The organism is Streptomyces nymphaeiformis (assembly GCF_014203895.1).
Classification (GTDB): domain Bacteria; phylum Actinomycetota; class Actinomycetes; order Streptomycetales; family Streptomycetaceae; genus Streptomyces; species Streptomyces nymphaeiformis.
Genome location: NZ_JACHJY010000020.1, coordinates 1 through 14807 on the forward strand (window position 1 = coordinate 1; position 14807 = coordinate 14807).

The window sequence follows — 14807 nt, forward strand, 5'->3', positions numbered from 1 at the left end:
ACGAGGTGACGGTCACGGCCACGGCGGTCGCGGCCACCAGGGCGGTGGCGACGGCGAGCTGACGACGGGTGGGCTTGGGCATGAATCGCACTCCTTGAGGCGGCTGTGCCGGCAGGTCACCGACGCGGGCCAGACCATCAGGCGCCTGCGAAGAAAAGGTGAACAACCGGTCGAACGCACGTATCCCGAACGCGTCGAGTATCGGTCCGGCGACTGTCCGAATTGTGCGTGATTCATGCGATGGGGGCGAGGAAAGGCCGATGTCAGTCCTCGTCGTGTCCTTCGGCGTCGCGGCCGCTGTCGTCGCGGTCGTCGCCGGGCTTGTCCGCCGTGACCTTGCCGTCGACGGCGTTGACGGTGACCTCGTGCTCGGCGCCCTTGGCGTCGATGACCTCGACCTTCCAGACGGGCTTGCCGTCCACGCCGTCCAGCTCCACGCCGGTGACCGTGCCCGCCACGGACTTCGCGGCCGTACCGGCGGCCGTGTTCAGGTCGACCTTCACGGACTTGACCAGCTCGGCGTCGTGATCACCGCCGTCGCCACGGTCGTCGTCCTCCCGCTCGTGCGAGGCCGAAGCCGCCGGCGAGTCGTCGTGATCGTCGTCGTCCGCGAAGGAGGCCGCGGTGGCCGCGCCGGCGCCGCCGAGGACGACGGTGGCCGCGAGCACGGCGGCGAGGGTGCGGCGGCGGCCGGTCAGGGCGAGCAGGCGAGCCTTCATGAGGACGATTCCCTTCGGTCGTGGGCGGCGGGACGGTGCCGTCCCGCCGCCGTCCACCATGGACGAGCGACCCTGAAGCCACGCTGAAGCTTCCTGAAGATCGTTTCAGGGACGGTCTGAGACGCTTGGGACATGCGCCTGCTGATCGTGGAGGACGAGAAACGCCTCGCCACCGCCCTGGCCCGCGGGCTCGCGGCCGAGGGTTACGCCGTGGACCTCGCCCACGACGGCGTGAGCGGGCTGCGTCTCGCCCGGGAGCAGGGGTACGACCTGATCGTCCTGGACATCATGCTGCCCGGCCTCAACGGCTACCGCGTCTGCGGACAGCTGCGGGCGGCCGGCGACACGACGCCGATCCTGATGCTCACGGCGAAGGACGGCGAGTACGACGAGGCCGAGGGGCTCGACACCGGCGCGGACGACTATCTGACCAAGCCGTTCTCGTACGTCGTCCTCAAGGCCCGCATCCGCGCGCTGCTGCGGCGCCGCCCGCAGACCGGCCCCCAGGTGCTGCGGATCGGCGACCTGACCGTCGACCCGGCGGCCAGGCGGGTCGACCGGGGCGGCGTCGACATCGCGCTGACCACGAAGGAGTTCGCGGTCCTCGAGCACCTCGTCCGGCACGCCGGACGGGTCGTGTCCAAGGCGGACATCCTCGCCCACGTCTGGGACTTCGCCTACGACGGCGACCCGAACATCGTCGAGGTCTACGTGAGCGCCCTGCGCCGCAAGCTCGACGTGCCCTTCGACCGGCGCTCCATCACCACGCTGCGCGGAGCCGGATACCGCCTCGAAGCCGACGGCGGCCGGGATGCGTAGGCCGTTCTCCTCCGTACGGGCCAGGGCCGCGCTCGCCGCGACCCTGGTCGTCGCCGTCGCCCTGGTCGCCGCGGGGGTCGCCGTGGTCGCCGTGCTGCGCCACGACCTGGTCGACCGGGCGGGCCTGCAGTCCGAGGTCACCGCCCGCACGGTGGCGGGCGCCCAGGCCGCGCTGGGCGGCGACTTCGGCGCCCTGGACCTGCCCGGCAACGAGGAGCGGATCGTGCAGGTCGTGGGTTCCTCGGACGAGCTGCTCGCCTCGGGTGAGGACCTGCGCGGCCGCGCCCCCGTCGCGGACTTCGCGCCCGCCCCGGCGGGACCCGTGCCGTCGGACGGCGACCACGACGAACCGGACGAGCATCCCGCCCGGGGCAGGGTCGGTACGGCCGTGGACCACCGGACCCTCGACGTGCGGTACGGCGACGAGATCCACACGTACCGCTTCGCCGCCGTCGAGGGCACGACCTACGACGGCCGCACGTACACCGTCTACGCCGGCACCTCGCTGGAGGACGGGCAGGCCACCCTCGACCAGGTCAACCGCGCCCTCCTCGTGGGCTTGCCGTTCCTGCTCGTGGTCGTCGCGGTGGTCACCTGGCTGGTCACGCGCCGGGCGCTGGGTCCGGTCGAGGGGATCCGGGCCGAGATGGCCGAGATCACCACGAGCGGCGACCTCTCGCGCCGGGTGCCCGAGCCCGCCTCGCACGACGAGATCGCCCGGCTCGCCGCCACCACCAACGAGACCCTGGCCGCGCTGGAGACGTCCGTGGAGCGGCAGCACCGCTTCGTCGCCGACGCCTCCCACGAACTGCGCAGCCCCATCGCCTCGCTGCGCACCCAGCTGGAGGTGGCCCGGGCGCACTCCGAGCTCCTCGACGTCGACGAGGTGCTCCAGGACGTCGTCCGCCTCCAGCACCTGGCGGCGGACCTGCTGCTCCTCGCCCGCCTCGACGCCGGCGAGTCCCCGGTGGCAGGCCGGGTCGACCTGGCGGCCCTCGTCCACGAGGAACTCGCCGGCCGCGCCGCGACGGACGGCATCGCCCCGGCCCTCCGCATCGCCGGCGGACCGCTCGAAGTGAACGGCAGCCACGGCCAGTTGGCCCGGGTCCTGGGCAACCTGCTCGACAACGCCCAGCGCCACGCCACCTCCACGATCGGCGTCGACCTGCACGCGGACGGAGCCGACCTGGTTCTGGCCGTCACCGACGACGGCCCCGGCATCCCCGAGGCCGACCGCGAGCGCGTCTTCGAACGCTTCGTCCGCCTCGACGAGGGCCGCACCCGCGACGAGGGCGGCGCCGGCCTCGGCCTGGCGATCGCGCGCGACGTGATCCGGCGACACGGGGGAACCCTGACGGTGAGCCGGGCCCCGGGCGGCGGCGCCGCCTTCGAGGCCCGGCTGCCGCGAGCGAGGTGACGGACACCAGCTCATGACGGCAACGGGCGCCCCATGCGCCCTGCCCGGCGCCTCGCGCCCCTGGCCACGTCGGCCTCGCGGCGTATGACCGGGTGCAGCGGGGAAGCCTGGGAGTCGATGCGTACGGGAGGGGGCCCTGTGGTGGACGTCGACGTCGTGGTCGTGGGTGCGGGAGTGCTGGGCGGGTCGATCGCGTACGCCCTGGCGCGTGCCGAGCCGGGGCTGCGGATCGTCCTGTCGGGGCGGCGCGGCCCCGGTGCCTCGCAGGCGGCCGGCGCGATGCTCGGCGTGCTGGGCGAGGTGACGGCGGCCGGGGTGCGGACCCGGCACGGCGAACTGCGTCTGGGCATGGCCGTGGAGGCCGCCGCACGGTGGCCGGCCTGGCGCCGGGCCGTACGGGAGGGGGCGGGCGCGGCGGCGCCTGCCGACGGGTACGGCACGGGGACGTACATCCTGCTCAACGCGGCCTCCGGGCCGCTCGACGAGGCCGCGTTCGAAGCCGTTCGTGCGGCCGGTGCCCGCCATGGACTGCCCGTCGAGGACAGCGCCGTCGCGGACGTCCCCGCCTACCGGCCGCTGGACAACGACCGGGCGCTGCGGGCCCTCTTCCTGCCGCAGGAGCGGTTCCTCGACGCACGCCGCTGGCTGCGGACGCTGGACACGGCGCTCCGGGCGTCGCCGAACGTGCACCGTGTCGGGGCCGGCCGGCTGAGCCCCCACGGCGCCGGGTACGAACTCGCCACCCGAAAGGGCACGTTCAGGGCCGGCCGGGTCGTCGTGGCGGCGGGCGCGTGGTCCGGCGCGCTCCTGGACGGGCTCGACCCCGAGCTGCCCGTCCTGCCGGTGGTCCCGGCCGAAGGCAGCGCCGTCACCCTCCGCCCCACGGGCCCGGTGCCGCCGGTGGTGTTGCGCACCCCCAACCGCGCGTACGCGTGCGGGCTCCACGCCGTCCCGCAGGCCGACGGCTCGTGGTACCTCGGTGCCTCCACCGCACCGGCCCTGCACCCCGGCGACGCTCCCACCGCCGGCGCCCTCCGCTTCCTCCTCGACGCCGGTCTCGGCCAGCTCCACCACGGCCTGACGAGCGCGAGGGTCGACCGCGTCCACCACGGCAACCGCCCCGTGGGACTCGACGGACACCCCCTCCTCGGGAACGCCGGACGCCCCGGCCTGTGGGTGGCCACCGGCACCCACCGCGACGGCCTGCACGCCTCCCCGCTGATCGCCCAGGAACTCGCCGCCGAGGTCCTGGGCGCCGCCCCGAGCCCCTGGTTGGCCCCCTGGCGACCGGACCGGCAGCCGATCGCCGACCGGACGACCGCCGACGCCGTCGAGGAGGCGGCGGCCCACCACGCGGCCCTCGCCGCCGAGTCCCGTATGCGCCCGCCCCTGACCGGCGACTGGCCCGGCCTGCTCACCGACGCCTACCGGCACCTCATGGAGCAGACGTACGCGCACATGCCCGACGGCTACGTCCTGCCCCCGGAGCTCGCGCCCCTCGGCTACGAGCACGGCCCCGCACTCGCGAAACTCGCCCAGGCCCACCTCGACCGACTGGCGAACCGACGTTCCTAGACCCGCCGTAGCCCACGCGCGGGTGCCTGTCAGTCCGCAATCTTCCGGGGTCCCCCGGCGCGGCGCCGTTGCTACGTTCCCGAGCGTCGTCCCGCTTCGACCCGGAGGTCATGTTGAGCGCGAAGAACCCCACCCGTCGGAACGTCCTCAAGGCAGCCGGAGGCCTCTCGGCCGCGATCGCCGTGGGCGGTGGAGGCGTCCTGGCCTCGGCGGCGCCCGCCGCCGCCGTCGGGGACGGCTTCGGGCTGCGGATCGTGGACCGCAACGAGGCCGACCCGCGCATGTGGTACTACCGCTTCCAGACCGGCGCCATCGGCTGGAACCCCGGCGTCAACGTGCTCCTGCCCGACGACTACCACTGGAGCGGACGCACCTACCCCGTGCTCTACCTCTTCCACGGCGGCGGCAACGACCAGGACTTCATCACCTTCGACCGCGAGGGCGTCCGCGACTGGACCGCGGGCCGGCCGATCATCGTCGTCATGCCCGACGGCGGGCACGCGGGCTGGTACTCCAACCCGGTGAGCTCCAACGTCGGCCCGCGGAACTGGGAGCAGTTCCACATCTCCCAGCTGATCCCGTGGATCGACGCGAACTTCCGTACGTTCGCGGAGTACGACGGCCGTGCCGTGTCCGGCTTCTCCATGGGCGGCTTCGGCGCGCTGAAGTACGCCGCCAAGTACTACGGCCACTTCGCCTCGGTGAGCGCCCACTCCGGTCCGGCCAGCCTGCGCCGGGACAACGGCCTCGTGGGCCACTGGGCCAACGCGAGCTCCGCGGCGCTCGACCTGAACGGCGGCACCATCTACGGCGTGCCGTTCTGGGACGAGGCCCGGGTCAGCGCGGACAACCCGGTGCAGCGGATCGAGAGCTACCGCAACAAGCGGGTCTTCCTCGTCGCCGGCACCAGCCCCGACCCCATCAACTGGTTCGACACGGCCAACGAGACCCAGGTCCTCGCCGGGCAGCGGGAGTTCCGCTCGCTCCTCGGCAACGCGGGGATCCCGCACGAGTGGTACGAGCTGCCCGGCGGCCACTTCATCCGCCACGACATGATGCAGCGCGACATCGACGGCGTCATCGACCGGCTCCGCAAGGCGTGAGCGGATGCGTCCCCGACCTTCCCGACGCGCGCTGCGTCGGTTCCTCGCGGCGGCGGTCGCCCTGCTGCCGGCGCTGGTCGCCACGACCCCGGCCGCGGCCGGGACCGCCGGCTCCGCCTCGGCGTGCCCGGCCGCCGGTTTCGTGAGCCAGCCGTTCCACCCGGGCCACAACGGCGTCGACATCGCCAACGACGTCGGCACGCCGATCTACGCGGTGGGCGACGGCGTGGTGACCATCTCCGGCTACACCGGTGACTACGGCCAGTGGATCCGCATCCAGCACCCGGACGGCAAGACCTCCGAGTACGGGCACATGTACCAGCGGGACGTCGAGGTCGGCGACCATGTCGTCGCCGGCCAGCGGATCGCCCTCATGGGAGCCGAGGGCAACGCGGACGGTCCCCACCTCCACCTGCGGATCTGGGGGGACCTGTCGTACTCGTACGGCATCGACCCCGAGGTCTACCTCGCGGAGGGCGGCGTGGTGCTGCCCTGCATCCCGGGCAGCGGTCCGCGCCCCAGGCCGCTCGTGTACCCGGCGGAGTCCGGCCGGGTGGTGTCGGCGCGGTCGGCGGACGGGCGGCTCGAGGTCTTCGCCGCCGGCGCGGACGGCGTCCACCACGCCTGGCAGCGGGAGGCGAACCGCGACTGGTCGGAGTGGGAACGCCTCGGCGGGCCCGTGAACGCCCAGCTGGCGATCGCTCCGAACGAGGACGGCCGCCTGGAGATGTTCGCCGTCGACGGGACCGTCTTCCGGCACCGCTACCAGCTCGCCCCGTCGGGTGCCTGGTCCGACTGGGAGGACTTCGGCGGCGGCGGTCGCGACATCGCGGCCGGCGTGAACGCCGACGGCCGCATCGAGGTCTTCGCCTCGGGCCCGGTCGGCGTGTTCCACCGCTACCAGCTGACGCCGAACGGCGGCTGGTCGGCGTGGGAACCGACCGGCGGCGGGCCCGCCGACAGCCGCATCGAGATGGAGAAGTCGCCCGACGGGCGCCTCGAGGTCTTCGCGCTCAACGGCAGCACGTTCCAGCACCAGTACCAGACGGACCCCAACGGCGGCTGGTCCGCGTGGGGCGACTTCGGCGGCGGCGGTCACGACCTCACGGTCGACCACAACGCCGACGGCCGCATCGAGGTCTTCGCCTCCGGCCCGGTCGGGGTCTTCCACAAGTACCAGACGGGTCCGAGCGGTTGGTCGGGGTGGGAGGGCACCGGCGGCCCCGCGGACTCCCAGCTCAGCAGTGAGCGCACGGCCGACGGGCGCGTCGAGGTCTTCGCCATGAACGGCGACACGGCCGTGCACGCCTGGCAGAACGGGGTGAACGCGCCCTACCACGCCTGGGAGACCTTCGGCGGGGGCGGCACCGAGGTCACCGCGACCTCGAACGCCGACGGCCGGATCGAGGTATTCGGCACCAACCCCACCGGCACGTTCCACATCTGGCAGACCGGCTTCTCGGCCTGGTCGCCGTGGGGCTGGGTGAACAGCACCGCGGGCCCCGGCCTCAACTGACCCCCACCGACCGGCCCCGAGGCCCGATCCCCACCAGCCAGGCCCCAAGGTCCGGTCCCCCGACCGCCGCCACCCGTCCGCCCCCGCGGCCGGCCGAGCCCTCACGGCGCGGCCGGCCGCGGGGTTCCCCGTGTTCTCGCCCGCCCCGGGCGGTGTCGACCTGCACCACCGGACGCAGCGGTCGGACGGCGGTTGGGACGACTGGGAGGAGTTCGGCGGCCCGGCGGGTGGCGGCCGTGGACGGCCTTCGGCGACCGTCCGGTCGCGCCCCTCGCGTCCGGCAGCCCCGTACTCTGAGTGCGGGCCGCGCTGCGCTCCGTACAGATTGCGCCAAGTAGGGGGAGACAAGCGGACGTCCGGCCGCCTGACGAACCTCCCGGATCGCCCCTTACTCCCCCTCCGGGCACCGTGACCTACCCCACCTTGCGCACGGCGTCCACTCTCCGATCTCAAGGTCCCTCACACCTCTGGGCTGTGATGTCGCGGCGATCACGAGACCTCGAGGATTGACCGAGGGGGTCGACGGCCGGCTCGGTCGGTCCGGGCCGAAGTGGCCGAAGCACGCCGGTGAACTCTCCTGACTGGTGAGTATCGTTCCGCTCGTCCGACAACCGCTGACGGGACGAAGAGGGGGAGCGGTGAGCGGCGTAGTCGTCCATCTGCCGCGGGGAAGCGGTGGCGCAGACGGCGGCGAACCGGGCGGGGACGCGGTCACGTTGCGGCTCGGGCCCGGCCAGGTCGCCCGCTTCGGACGGGGATCCGCGACGACCCCGGTCGAGCTCCGCCTCGCCGACGCGGCGATCTCCCGGCTCGCCGGGGAGATCCGCGCGACCGACGACCACTGGCAGCTGACGAACCACAGCACCACCCACAGCTACCTGGTGGAGAACCCCGAGGGGGCGGGCGAGTACCTGAGGGTCTCGCCGCGGCGCGTCGGGGCGCCCGTCCCGTTCGAGTTCTCCCGCGTGGTGCTGCCCACCCGCGGCGAACTCGCGGTCTCCTTCCAGGTGTTCGCGCCCGACCACGTCTATCTGGACCCGGACGCGATGGGCGCGCCCTGGGGCAGCCGTACGGTCACCGCGTACTCCCTGGACGAGTCGGCCACGTACTTCCTCGTGCTCGTCGCGCTCTGCGAGCCCCGGCTGCGCGACCAGTCCCGCGTGGCGGTCCCCACCACGCCGCAGATCGTCGAGCGGCTCAGGGGGCACGTCACCGGCGGCACGCTGACCGCGCGGGCGATCAGCTCGCACATCGACTACCTCGCCGAGGAGAAGCTGCGCATCGGAGTCCTCGACGCCCTGGAGCCGGGCAAGGGCGACCGCCGCAACGGCAAGCGGGAGGAGATCGTCGGGCTCGCGCTGCGGTTCGGTCTGGTGCGGGAGGAGCACCTCGGGCTGCTGCCGTCCCTGGCGGGGGGCGGCGGGCGGGAGCGGCAGAGGCCGCGATGACGGCGTCGCACGGCCCGCACGACACCGCGGGACTCGACCGTACGGAGCTGCTGCAGCCCGGCCACCGGGTGGGCGACTGGGTGGTCACCGAGCTGATCGGGTCCGGGGGCTGGTCCACGGTGTACGCGGCACGGCCCGCCGGGCGCCGCCGTGAGGGCGACGGCCGGGCACCGGAGCCCACCGAGGTCGCCCTCAAGATCATGCCGACGGCCGGGCTCGCGCCGCGGCAGGCGCGCAGGATCGTGGAGTCCGCCCGGCGCGAGGTCGAACTCGGGCGCAGGGCCGGGCATCCCCGGCTGATCGGCCTGCGGGAGTCCTTCGTCCTCGCCGCCCCGGAGCTGCCCGCCGTGGACGGGGCGATCGTGCTGGTCATGGAGCGGGCCGCCGGCAGTCTGCGCGAGCTCCTCGACGCGGGGGTGTCCGGGGCCGATCGCGGCCGGCTGATCGCGGGGATCTGCGAGGGTCTGACCCATCTGCACCGCTCGGGCTGGGTGCACGCCGACCTCAAGCCGGAGAACGTCCTGCTCGGCCGGGACGGTTCGGTGAAGCTCTCGGACTTCGGCCTCGCCACGGAGCTGACCGGCACGCACGGGTACGTGCCGCCCATGGGCACCCTGGACTACCTCCCTCCGGAGCGCTGGCGGGCGCCCCTCGGGGAGCTCGGGGTGCAGGTCCGGCCGAGTGCCGACATCTGGGCGCTGGGGGTCGTCGTCCACGAGGTGTTCGCCTCGGGCGCCTCACCGTTCCCCGGCGCCACACCCGTTGCGCGGGGCGCCGCCGTGCAGGAGTACGGCGAGGGGCGTGCGCCGCTGCGCATGGACCCCGCGGTGCCGCCGTTCTGGCGGGTGCTGGCCGCCGACTGCCTGGCCCCGACCCATGCGGCACGCGCCCCGCACACGGCCGAGAGCCTGCTGGCCCGCATCGAGGCCCGGGGGCTCGCGCACGCCGGCGCCGAGAAGCACACCGCGCGGCTTCGGGGCCGGGTCCGGGCGGCCGTCCTGGCCGCCGCGCTCTGCGGGGCCGCCGGCGCGGCACTGTGGTCGGACACCGTACGGGAGGGCGCGTCCGGTCATCGTCCCGGCGCGGTCAGGGTCTTCAACGCGGAGCGGGGCTGTCAGGACCGGACGGACCGGGACCCGCAGTGCAGTCTGGGCCTGGCGATCGACCCCCTGCGGCCGTACGCCGCGGGCAACGTCGTACCGACGCGGGTGTGGCACGGCGACGTCCTCACCGCCGACTGCCGGCTGCCCGACGGACAGCCCGTCATCGACGAGGAGGACCTGCAGTCCACCCTCTGGTTCCGCGTCCGGCTGCCGCACGGCTCCGCGTACCGGGCGGCCTGGCTCCCCGCCGTACGCACGAAGGACCGTCCGGCGCTGCCGGTCTGCCCCCGGCCTCGGGCCGGACCTCCGCGGCACGGAGGTCCGGCCCCCGAAGGGCCGGGCTCCTAGTCGATCGCCGGCCCGGAGTCGTTCAGCCAGCCCCATTCCGCCCAGGTGGTGAAGCCGGTCTGCCACCGGTGGTAGACGCCGGCGTGGCTGGTGCCGAACACCTCGATGCGGCCGTCGGCGTTGTTGCCCGCGCCGATCTCGGTGCCTCCGCCGCCGAAGGTCTCCCACGGCGAGTACGCGGCGTTCGGGCCGGTCTGCCAGGCGTGGCTGGCGGTGGCGGAGTTGATCGCGAAGACCTCGACCCGGCCGTCGACCGAACGCGAGCTGGTCAGCTCGGCGTTGGAGATCCCGCCGGTGCCCGTCCATGCCGACCAGGACGTCGGGTTCGTCTGCCAGCGGTGGAAGACACCGCTCGCGTTGGAGGCGAACACCTCCAGACGGCCGTCCTGGTTGTAGCTGACGGCGACGTCGTGTCCGCCGCCGCCGAAGTCCTCCCAGACGGACCAGCCGCCGTTGACCGCGGTCTGGTACAGGTGCCCGAAGGTCGCGTCCGACAGCGCGAACACCTCGAGACGGCCGTCGGGCGCGTTCTCGACGGCCAGGCGCGCGTTCGCCGGGCCGCCGCCGGTGCCCTCCCAGTTCGCCCAGCCGCCGCTGGGCGCGGTCTGCCAGCGGTGGAACACGCCGTCGGTGTTGGAGGCGAACACCTCGATGCGGCCGTCGGCGTTGCTGCCGGCCGCCAGCCGGTGTCCACCACCACCGAAGTTGGCCCAGCCGGACCATCCCGCGCTGGGCCCGGTCTGCCACATGTGGTCGAACGTGCTCGCCGAGAGCGCGAACAGTTCGAGGCGACCGTCCGCGTTGGACGCGACCGCCAGCTGCGCGTTGCGCGGGCCGCCCTCGAACCGCCACGGCGACCAGGCGCCGTTGACCGCGGTCTGCCAGGCGTGCCAGACGCCGTCGGCGCCCGCGGCGAAGGCCTCGAGGCGTCCGTCGGCGGACCGCCCGGAAACCACCCGCCCCGAGCCGTACGGGTGCCCGGGACCGGCGCTCATGCCGGACCACAGCGCGTTGGCGATGGTCACCGCGTCGCCCGCCTGGACCCCGTACAGGTAGCGCAGGTCCTCCCGCGGCCGCTGGACGTGCCAGCAGACCTCGCCGATCGCCTCGTCGTTCCACGAACCGCCCGGATACTGCGACTCCATGGCGTCGAGGAAGGCGTTGGTGGCGTAGACGGGGTCGAGCCGCTGCTCCTTGGTGCCCCACCAGTCCTGCTGCTGGAACAGCCCGATGCTGGTGTAGTCGACGGCCTGGGAGTAGTTGTTCATGCTGCTCTCCACGATGATCGTGGCGAGCGCGATGGCCGCGGCCTTCTCGTTGAGCCCCCGGTCCTTCACCGCCTGCGTCACCATCCGCGCGCAGGACATCCTGTAGGCGTCGAGGTAGCCGGCCATCTTCGCGTTCAGCTGCGGGTTGAGCTGGTCGGCGAGGACTCCGTCGGTGGCCGACGGGCCGGCCGGGTCGCAGGGCTCCGTCGGGATGGCGAACCCCTCCGGGCCGCTGAAGTACCGGGAGACGCCGTGCCGGTCCTTGCCCGGTTCCGGCACGGGCCGGGCGCCGGCCACCGGGGCGGTCAGCCCGACGGCCAGCGCCCCGGCTCCGGCGACGACGACCAGTCGGGTGAGCGCACGGCGTAAGAAGTCTCTTGCCATCACGGGCCTTTCTGTCACGGAGTCGGTGGGGAGAACCCGTCCGCAAGGTAGTGGCGAGAGAACCGGGGACGGCATCCGGAACGATCCGGAGTGACACCGCCGCCGAGCACCCGTGGAGGCCGTCAGGGCGTGCCGGGCGTCCCCGTGGGGGCCGCCGGGGCCGGGCAGGCGACCGTGCCGGGCCGTACGGAGAGCGAGAGCTTCGGGGTCGTGAGGAGACCCGGGATCTGGAAGTCCTGCGCGGTGCCGGTGATCCGGTCGAACTTGGCGTAGCGCGCCTGGATGCCGAAGCGGTGCTGCGGGCTGTCCAGCGGGTTGGGCACGTACGCGCCGGTGGCGTCCTTGACGGTCTTCACGTCGGCGCCGTTGACGTTGAGGTCGACGATGCCGTCCATGTCGAGGACGCCGGTGGCCGTGCGCAGGTCGAGGACGGTGTTCTTCGTCCTGATCTCCCAGCTGCCCGGGTCGTCGTCGCCGAGGGTGAGCAGCAGGGTGTACGTGGCTCCCGCGATCTGCTGCCGCTGGCTCAGGCACAGGCCGTTGATGACGCCGTCCGCGAAGCCCATGCGGAGCACGCGTTCGCTGCCGGTGGTGCCGTCGGGACGCCCGACGGCCTGGTCGACGACGGCGGCGCCGTACTGCGTCCCGTACAGGCTGCTGGTGGTGAAGTCGACGGGCCGGTCCTGGATGCGGAGGCCGACGGCCAGCGCGCCCGTCGCCATCGCGGAGCCGAGGCCGCCGGCGGCGAGGAGCGCGGGCAGGGCGACGGCGAGGGACCGGCGCCAGTGGGTGCGTCCTTCCTCCCGGGTCCTCATGGTGTGGTCACCGTGATGGTGCCGGGGAGGTGGACGGGGTTGTCGGTGGAGTTGAGGGCCGCGTGGTCGTCGACCGTACGGATCGCGTAGATGTCGCCGGTGAAGTCCTCGGCTCCGGCGGTGAGCGGGATGAGGGAGCCGAAGAAGTCGAGCAGTCCCTGCACGCCGCAGATCTTGAGGAGGACGCGGACGCAGACGTTGGTGATGTTCCCCCACATCGTCGTCGTCTCGGCCCTGCCCGCGCTGTCGTAGCCGCCGAGCGAGCCCTCCGCGGGCACGTCGATGGTGACGGTGTGCCCGGCGGCCTTCTGGACGACGTTCATGTGGGAGCGGATCTGGAGCTTGGTGAAGGTGTACCGGGTGGTGGTGCGCGTCGAGCCGTCGGAGAGCCGGATGGTGACGTTCTTGTCGACCGTCATCGAGACGGCGACCATGCTGGCGATGGTGACGTGCAGCGGGTCCGGGGAGGGCAGGAAGGGCACGCCGAGCGGCTCGACCGCCGCGCTCCCGGCCGAGGCGCTGCTCGGCTGCCCGGACCACACGGCGGTGACGACCGCGAGGACCAGGGCCGCGGTCACGGCGAGGGCCTTGCGCGGTGCCCCGCGCGCCCCGGGCGTCATCCTTCCACCGCCCGCCGTCGGGGGCGTTTGACGCCCCAGCCGACCATCATGGAGCCGCCGAGGACGCCGAGGATCATGCCGAGCAGGAAGCCGCCCAGGTTGGAGACGACGAGCGAGACGACGGCGAGGACCGCGCCGATGAGCCCGAAGGTGTACCGCTGGGCGGGCAGGGCGAGCGGGATGAGCCCGCAGAGGATCATCCCGCCGCCGACGAGGTAGCCGGCCACTCCCCCGAAACCGGTGCTGACGATCAACTGCAGGGAGCTGAGGGAGAACTTGAGGACGGTCCAGCCGCCGGCGACCAGCCACACGCCGCCCCAGAACGGCCGGGTGCGGCGGAACGCGCGGAACCAGGCGTACGCGGCCTTCGCCCGGCCCGGGCCGATCCGGCCGTACGCGGACCTCGCGCGGGTCAGCATGCGGTGGCCGATCCCGCGACGACCCTGATCTTCAGGTCGGGCAGCACGAGCGCCCCGGCCATCTCGGCGTCGTACGCGGTGGCGTTCAGTCCGTGCAGTGCGATGGAGCTGCCTCCCTCGCCGCCGGCCGAACCGAGGCCGAAGCCGCCGGGCAGGGCGCCGGTGAGGGTCTTTCCGGCGACGGTGACCTGGTCGGCGGCCTGGCCGAGGACCGCGTTCTGGAGGGTGGTGGGCCCGTACGCCTGGAGCTCGGTGGCCTGGATGTAGAGGTTCGAGGCGTCGATGTCGGTGGTGAAGGTGGCGGGCGGGCTCGCCGTCACCGTCTGGCCGCCCGTCAGGAGCAGCGAGTACGGGACCCCGGCGATCGTCTGGTGGACGATGCCGCACAGTCCGGCGAGGTGGGCGCTGGCGAAGCCGACGCGCGCCATCGCGGTGTTGGTGCTCGTGGTGCCGTCGGGGCGCCCGACGGCGGGGGTGTTGACGATGGCGCCGAAGCCGCTGCCCTCGACCCCGTTGGAGGTCAGGGTGAAGGGCTGCCCGGTGACGCTGAAGTTGGCGGCGAGCGCGCCCTGCGCGAGGGCGGTGCCGAGGAAGCCGATGGCGAGGGCCGAGGGGACGAGGGCGAACGCGCCGCGGCCCCAACGGGTGCCGCGGCGGCTGCCGTCGGCGGCCTGGGCGAGCATGCGGGCGTTCCAGTCGGCGGCGGCGCCGCGGGCCCCGGAGAGGAGGTCGCTCATGCGGATCCGCTCCCCACGGCGGTGGGGGTGGCACGGCGCGGGAAGCGCCGCCTGGCCGGCTTCTCGGGGAGCCAGGCGAAGGCCATGGAGCCGCCGAGGACCGAGAGGAACATGCCGACGAACAGGCCGCCGAGGTTGGACAGCGGGAAGGAGGCGACTCCCGCGATCACCGTGATGACGCCCGCGGTGTGGCGCTGTCCGGGCAGCAGCAGGATGAGCAGGGCCATCGCCATGAGGAGGACCCCGCCGGCCATGCCCGCGATGCCTCCGATGCCGACCTGGAGGATCTTGCCGAGCGGTGCCATCGGCAGGAAGAAGATGACGAAGCCGCCGAGTCCGGTCCAGACGGCCGCCCAGAAGGGCCGGGTGCGGCGCCAGCGGCGGAAGGCGCGGCGGGCGCGGTGCACCCCGCCCGGGGCGGGCGCTTCGGCCGGCGCTTCGGGGGCCGGCTCGGGCGGCTGATCGGTGGTCATGGAGGCCTCGCAGCGGTGGGTCGGGGTGGGAGGGTCGGGGCCC

General features: G+C 73.6%; 14 protein-coding genes. 7 read left to right on the top strand and 7 right to left on the bottom strand.

The window, feature by feature from the left end:
- Positions 1-263: 263 nt before the first annotated feature.
- On the bottom strand, positions 264-719 hold the full coding sequence (locus GGE06_RS40665) for a PepSY domain-containing protein (protein ID WP_184933186.1): 456 nt from the start codon (positions 717-719) through the stop codon (positions 264-266).
- 132 nt (positions 720-851) lie between these two features.
- On the opposite strand from GGE06_RS40665, the gene GGE06_RS40670 reads away from it, so the two are divergent.
- The 7 genes from GGE06_RS40670 to GGE06_RS40700 all read left to right on the top strand — a co-directional run bounded on the left by GGE06_RS40670 (position 852) and on the right by GGE06_RS40700 (position 10048).
- The gene (locus tag GGE06_RS40670) at positions 852-1538 is read left to right on the top strand and encodes a response regulator transcription factor (RefSeq protein WP_116162147.1); all 687 of its coding nucleotides are present in this window, start codon (positions 852-854) and stop codon (positions 1536-1538) included.
- On the top strand, positions 1531-2955 hold the full coding sequence (locus tag GGE06_RS40675; protein WP_184933187.1) for a sensor histidine kinase: 1425 nt from the start codon (positions 1531-1533) through the stop codon (positions 2953-2955). The genes GGE06_RS40670 and GGE06_RS40675 overlap by 8 nt, the downstream gene beginning before the upstream one ends.
- 141 nt (positions 2956-3096) lie before the next feature.
- Positions 3097-4530 carry an NAD(P)/FAD-dependent oxidoreductase gene (locus tag GGE06_RS40680; protein ID WP_184933188.1) on the top strand — a complete coding sequence of 478 codons (1434 nt, stop codon included), beginning with the start codon at positions 3097-3099 and terminating at the stop codon, positions 4528-4530.
- 110 nt (positions 4531-4640) lie between these two features.
- On the top strand, positions 4641-5633 hold the full coding sequence (locus GGE06_RS40685) for an alpha/beta hydrolase-fold protein (protein WP_116162144.1): 993 nt from the start codon (positions 4641-4643) through the stop codon (positions 5631-5633).
- A gap of 4 nt (positions 5634-5637) precedes the next feature.
- On the top strand, positions 5638-7149 hold the full coding sequence (locus tag GGE06_RS40690) for a DUF8189 domain-containing protein (RefSeq protein WP_184933189.1): 1512 nt from the start codon (positions 5638-5640) through the stop codon (positions 7147-7149).
- 638 nt (positions 7150-7787) lie between these two features.
- Positions 7788-8597 (top strand): serine/threonine protein kinase, encoded by an 810-nt coding sequence (locus GGE06_RS40695; RefSeq protein WP_181924692.1) that lies wholly within the window; start codon positions 7788-7790, stop codon positions 8595-8597.
- A complete protein-coding gene (locus GGE06_RS40700; protein ID WP_184933190.1) occupies positions 8594-10048 on the top strand; it encodes a serine/threonine-protein kinase in 1455 nt (484 codons plus the stop codon). Before GGE06_RS40695 ends, GGE06_RS40700 begins: the two co-directional genes overlap by 4 nt.
- Here GGE06_RS40700 and GGE06_RS40705 read toward each other — a convergent pair.
- From GGE06_RS40705 to GGE06_RS40730, 6 genes are all read right to left on the bottom strand, one after another.
- Positions 10045-11700, bottom strand: a complete 1656-nt coding sequence (locus tag GGE06_RS40705) for a PLL family lectin (protein ID WP_116162140.1) — start codon at positions 11698-11700, stop codon at positions 10045-10047. The genes GGE06_RS40700 and GGE06_RS40705 overlap by 4 nt on opposite strands.
- Positions 11701-11822: 122 nt before the next feature.
- Positions 11823-12515 carry a DUF6230 family protein gene (locus GGE06_RS40710; RefSeq protein ID WP_116162139.1) on the bottom strand — a complete coding sequence of 231 codons (693 nt, stop codon included), beginning with the start codon at positions 12513-12515 and terminating at the stop codon, positions 11823-11825.
- Positions 12512-13135 carry a hypothetical protein gene (locus tag GGE06_RS40715; protein ID WP_116162138.1) on the bottom strand — a complete coding sequence of 208 codons (624 nt, stop codon included), beginning with the start codon at positions 13133-13135 and terminating at the stop codon, positions 12512-12514. The genes GGE06_RS40710 and GGE06_RS40715 overlap by 4 nt, the downstream gene beginning before the upstream one ends.
- Positions 13132-13554: a DUF6114 domain-containing protein gene (locus GGE06_RS40720; RefSeq protein WP_116162137.1), complete on the bottom strand. Its 423-nt coding sequence runs from the start codon at positions 13552-13554 to the stop codon at positions 13132-13134. The genes GGE06_RS40715 and GGE06_RS40720 overlap by 4 nt, the downstream gene beginning before the upstream one ends.
- Positions 13548-14291, bottom strand: coding sequence for a DUF6230 family protein (locus tag GGE06_RS40725; RefSeq protein WP_116162136.1), 744 nt, complete (start codon positions 14289-14291; stop codon positions 13548-13550). Before GGE06_RS40725 ends, GGE06_RS40720 begins: the two co-directional genes overlap by 7 nt.
- On the bottom strand, positions 14288-14764 hold the full coding sequence (locus tag GGE06_RS40730) for a DUF6114 domain-containing protein (protein ID WP_221519061.1): 477 nt from the start codon (positions 14762-14764) through the stop codon (positions 14288-14290). Before GGE06_RS40730 ends, GGE06_RS40725 begins: the two co-directional genes overlap by 4 nt.
- Between the last annotated feature and the right edge of the window lie 43 nt (positions 14765-14807).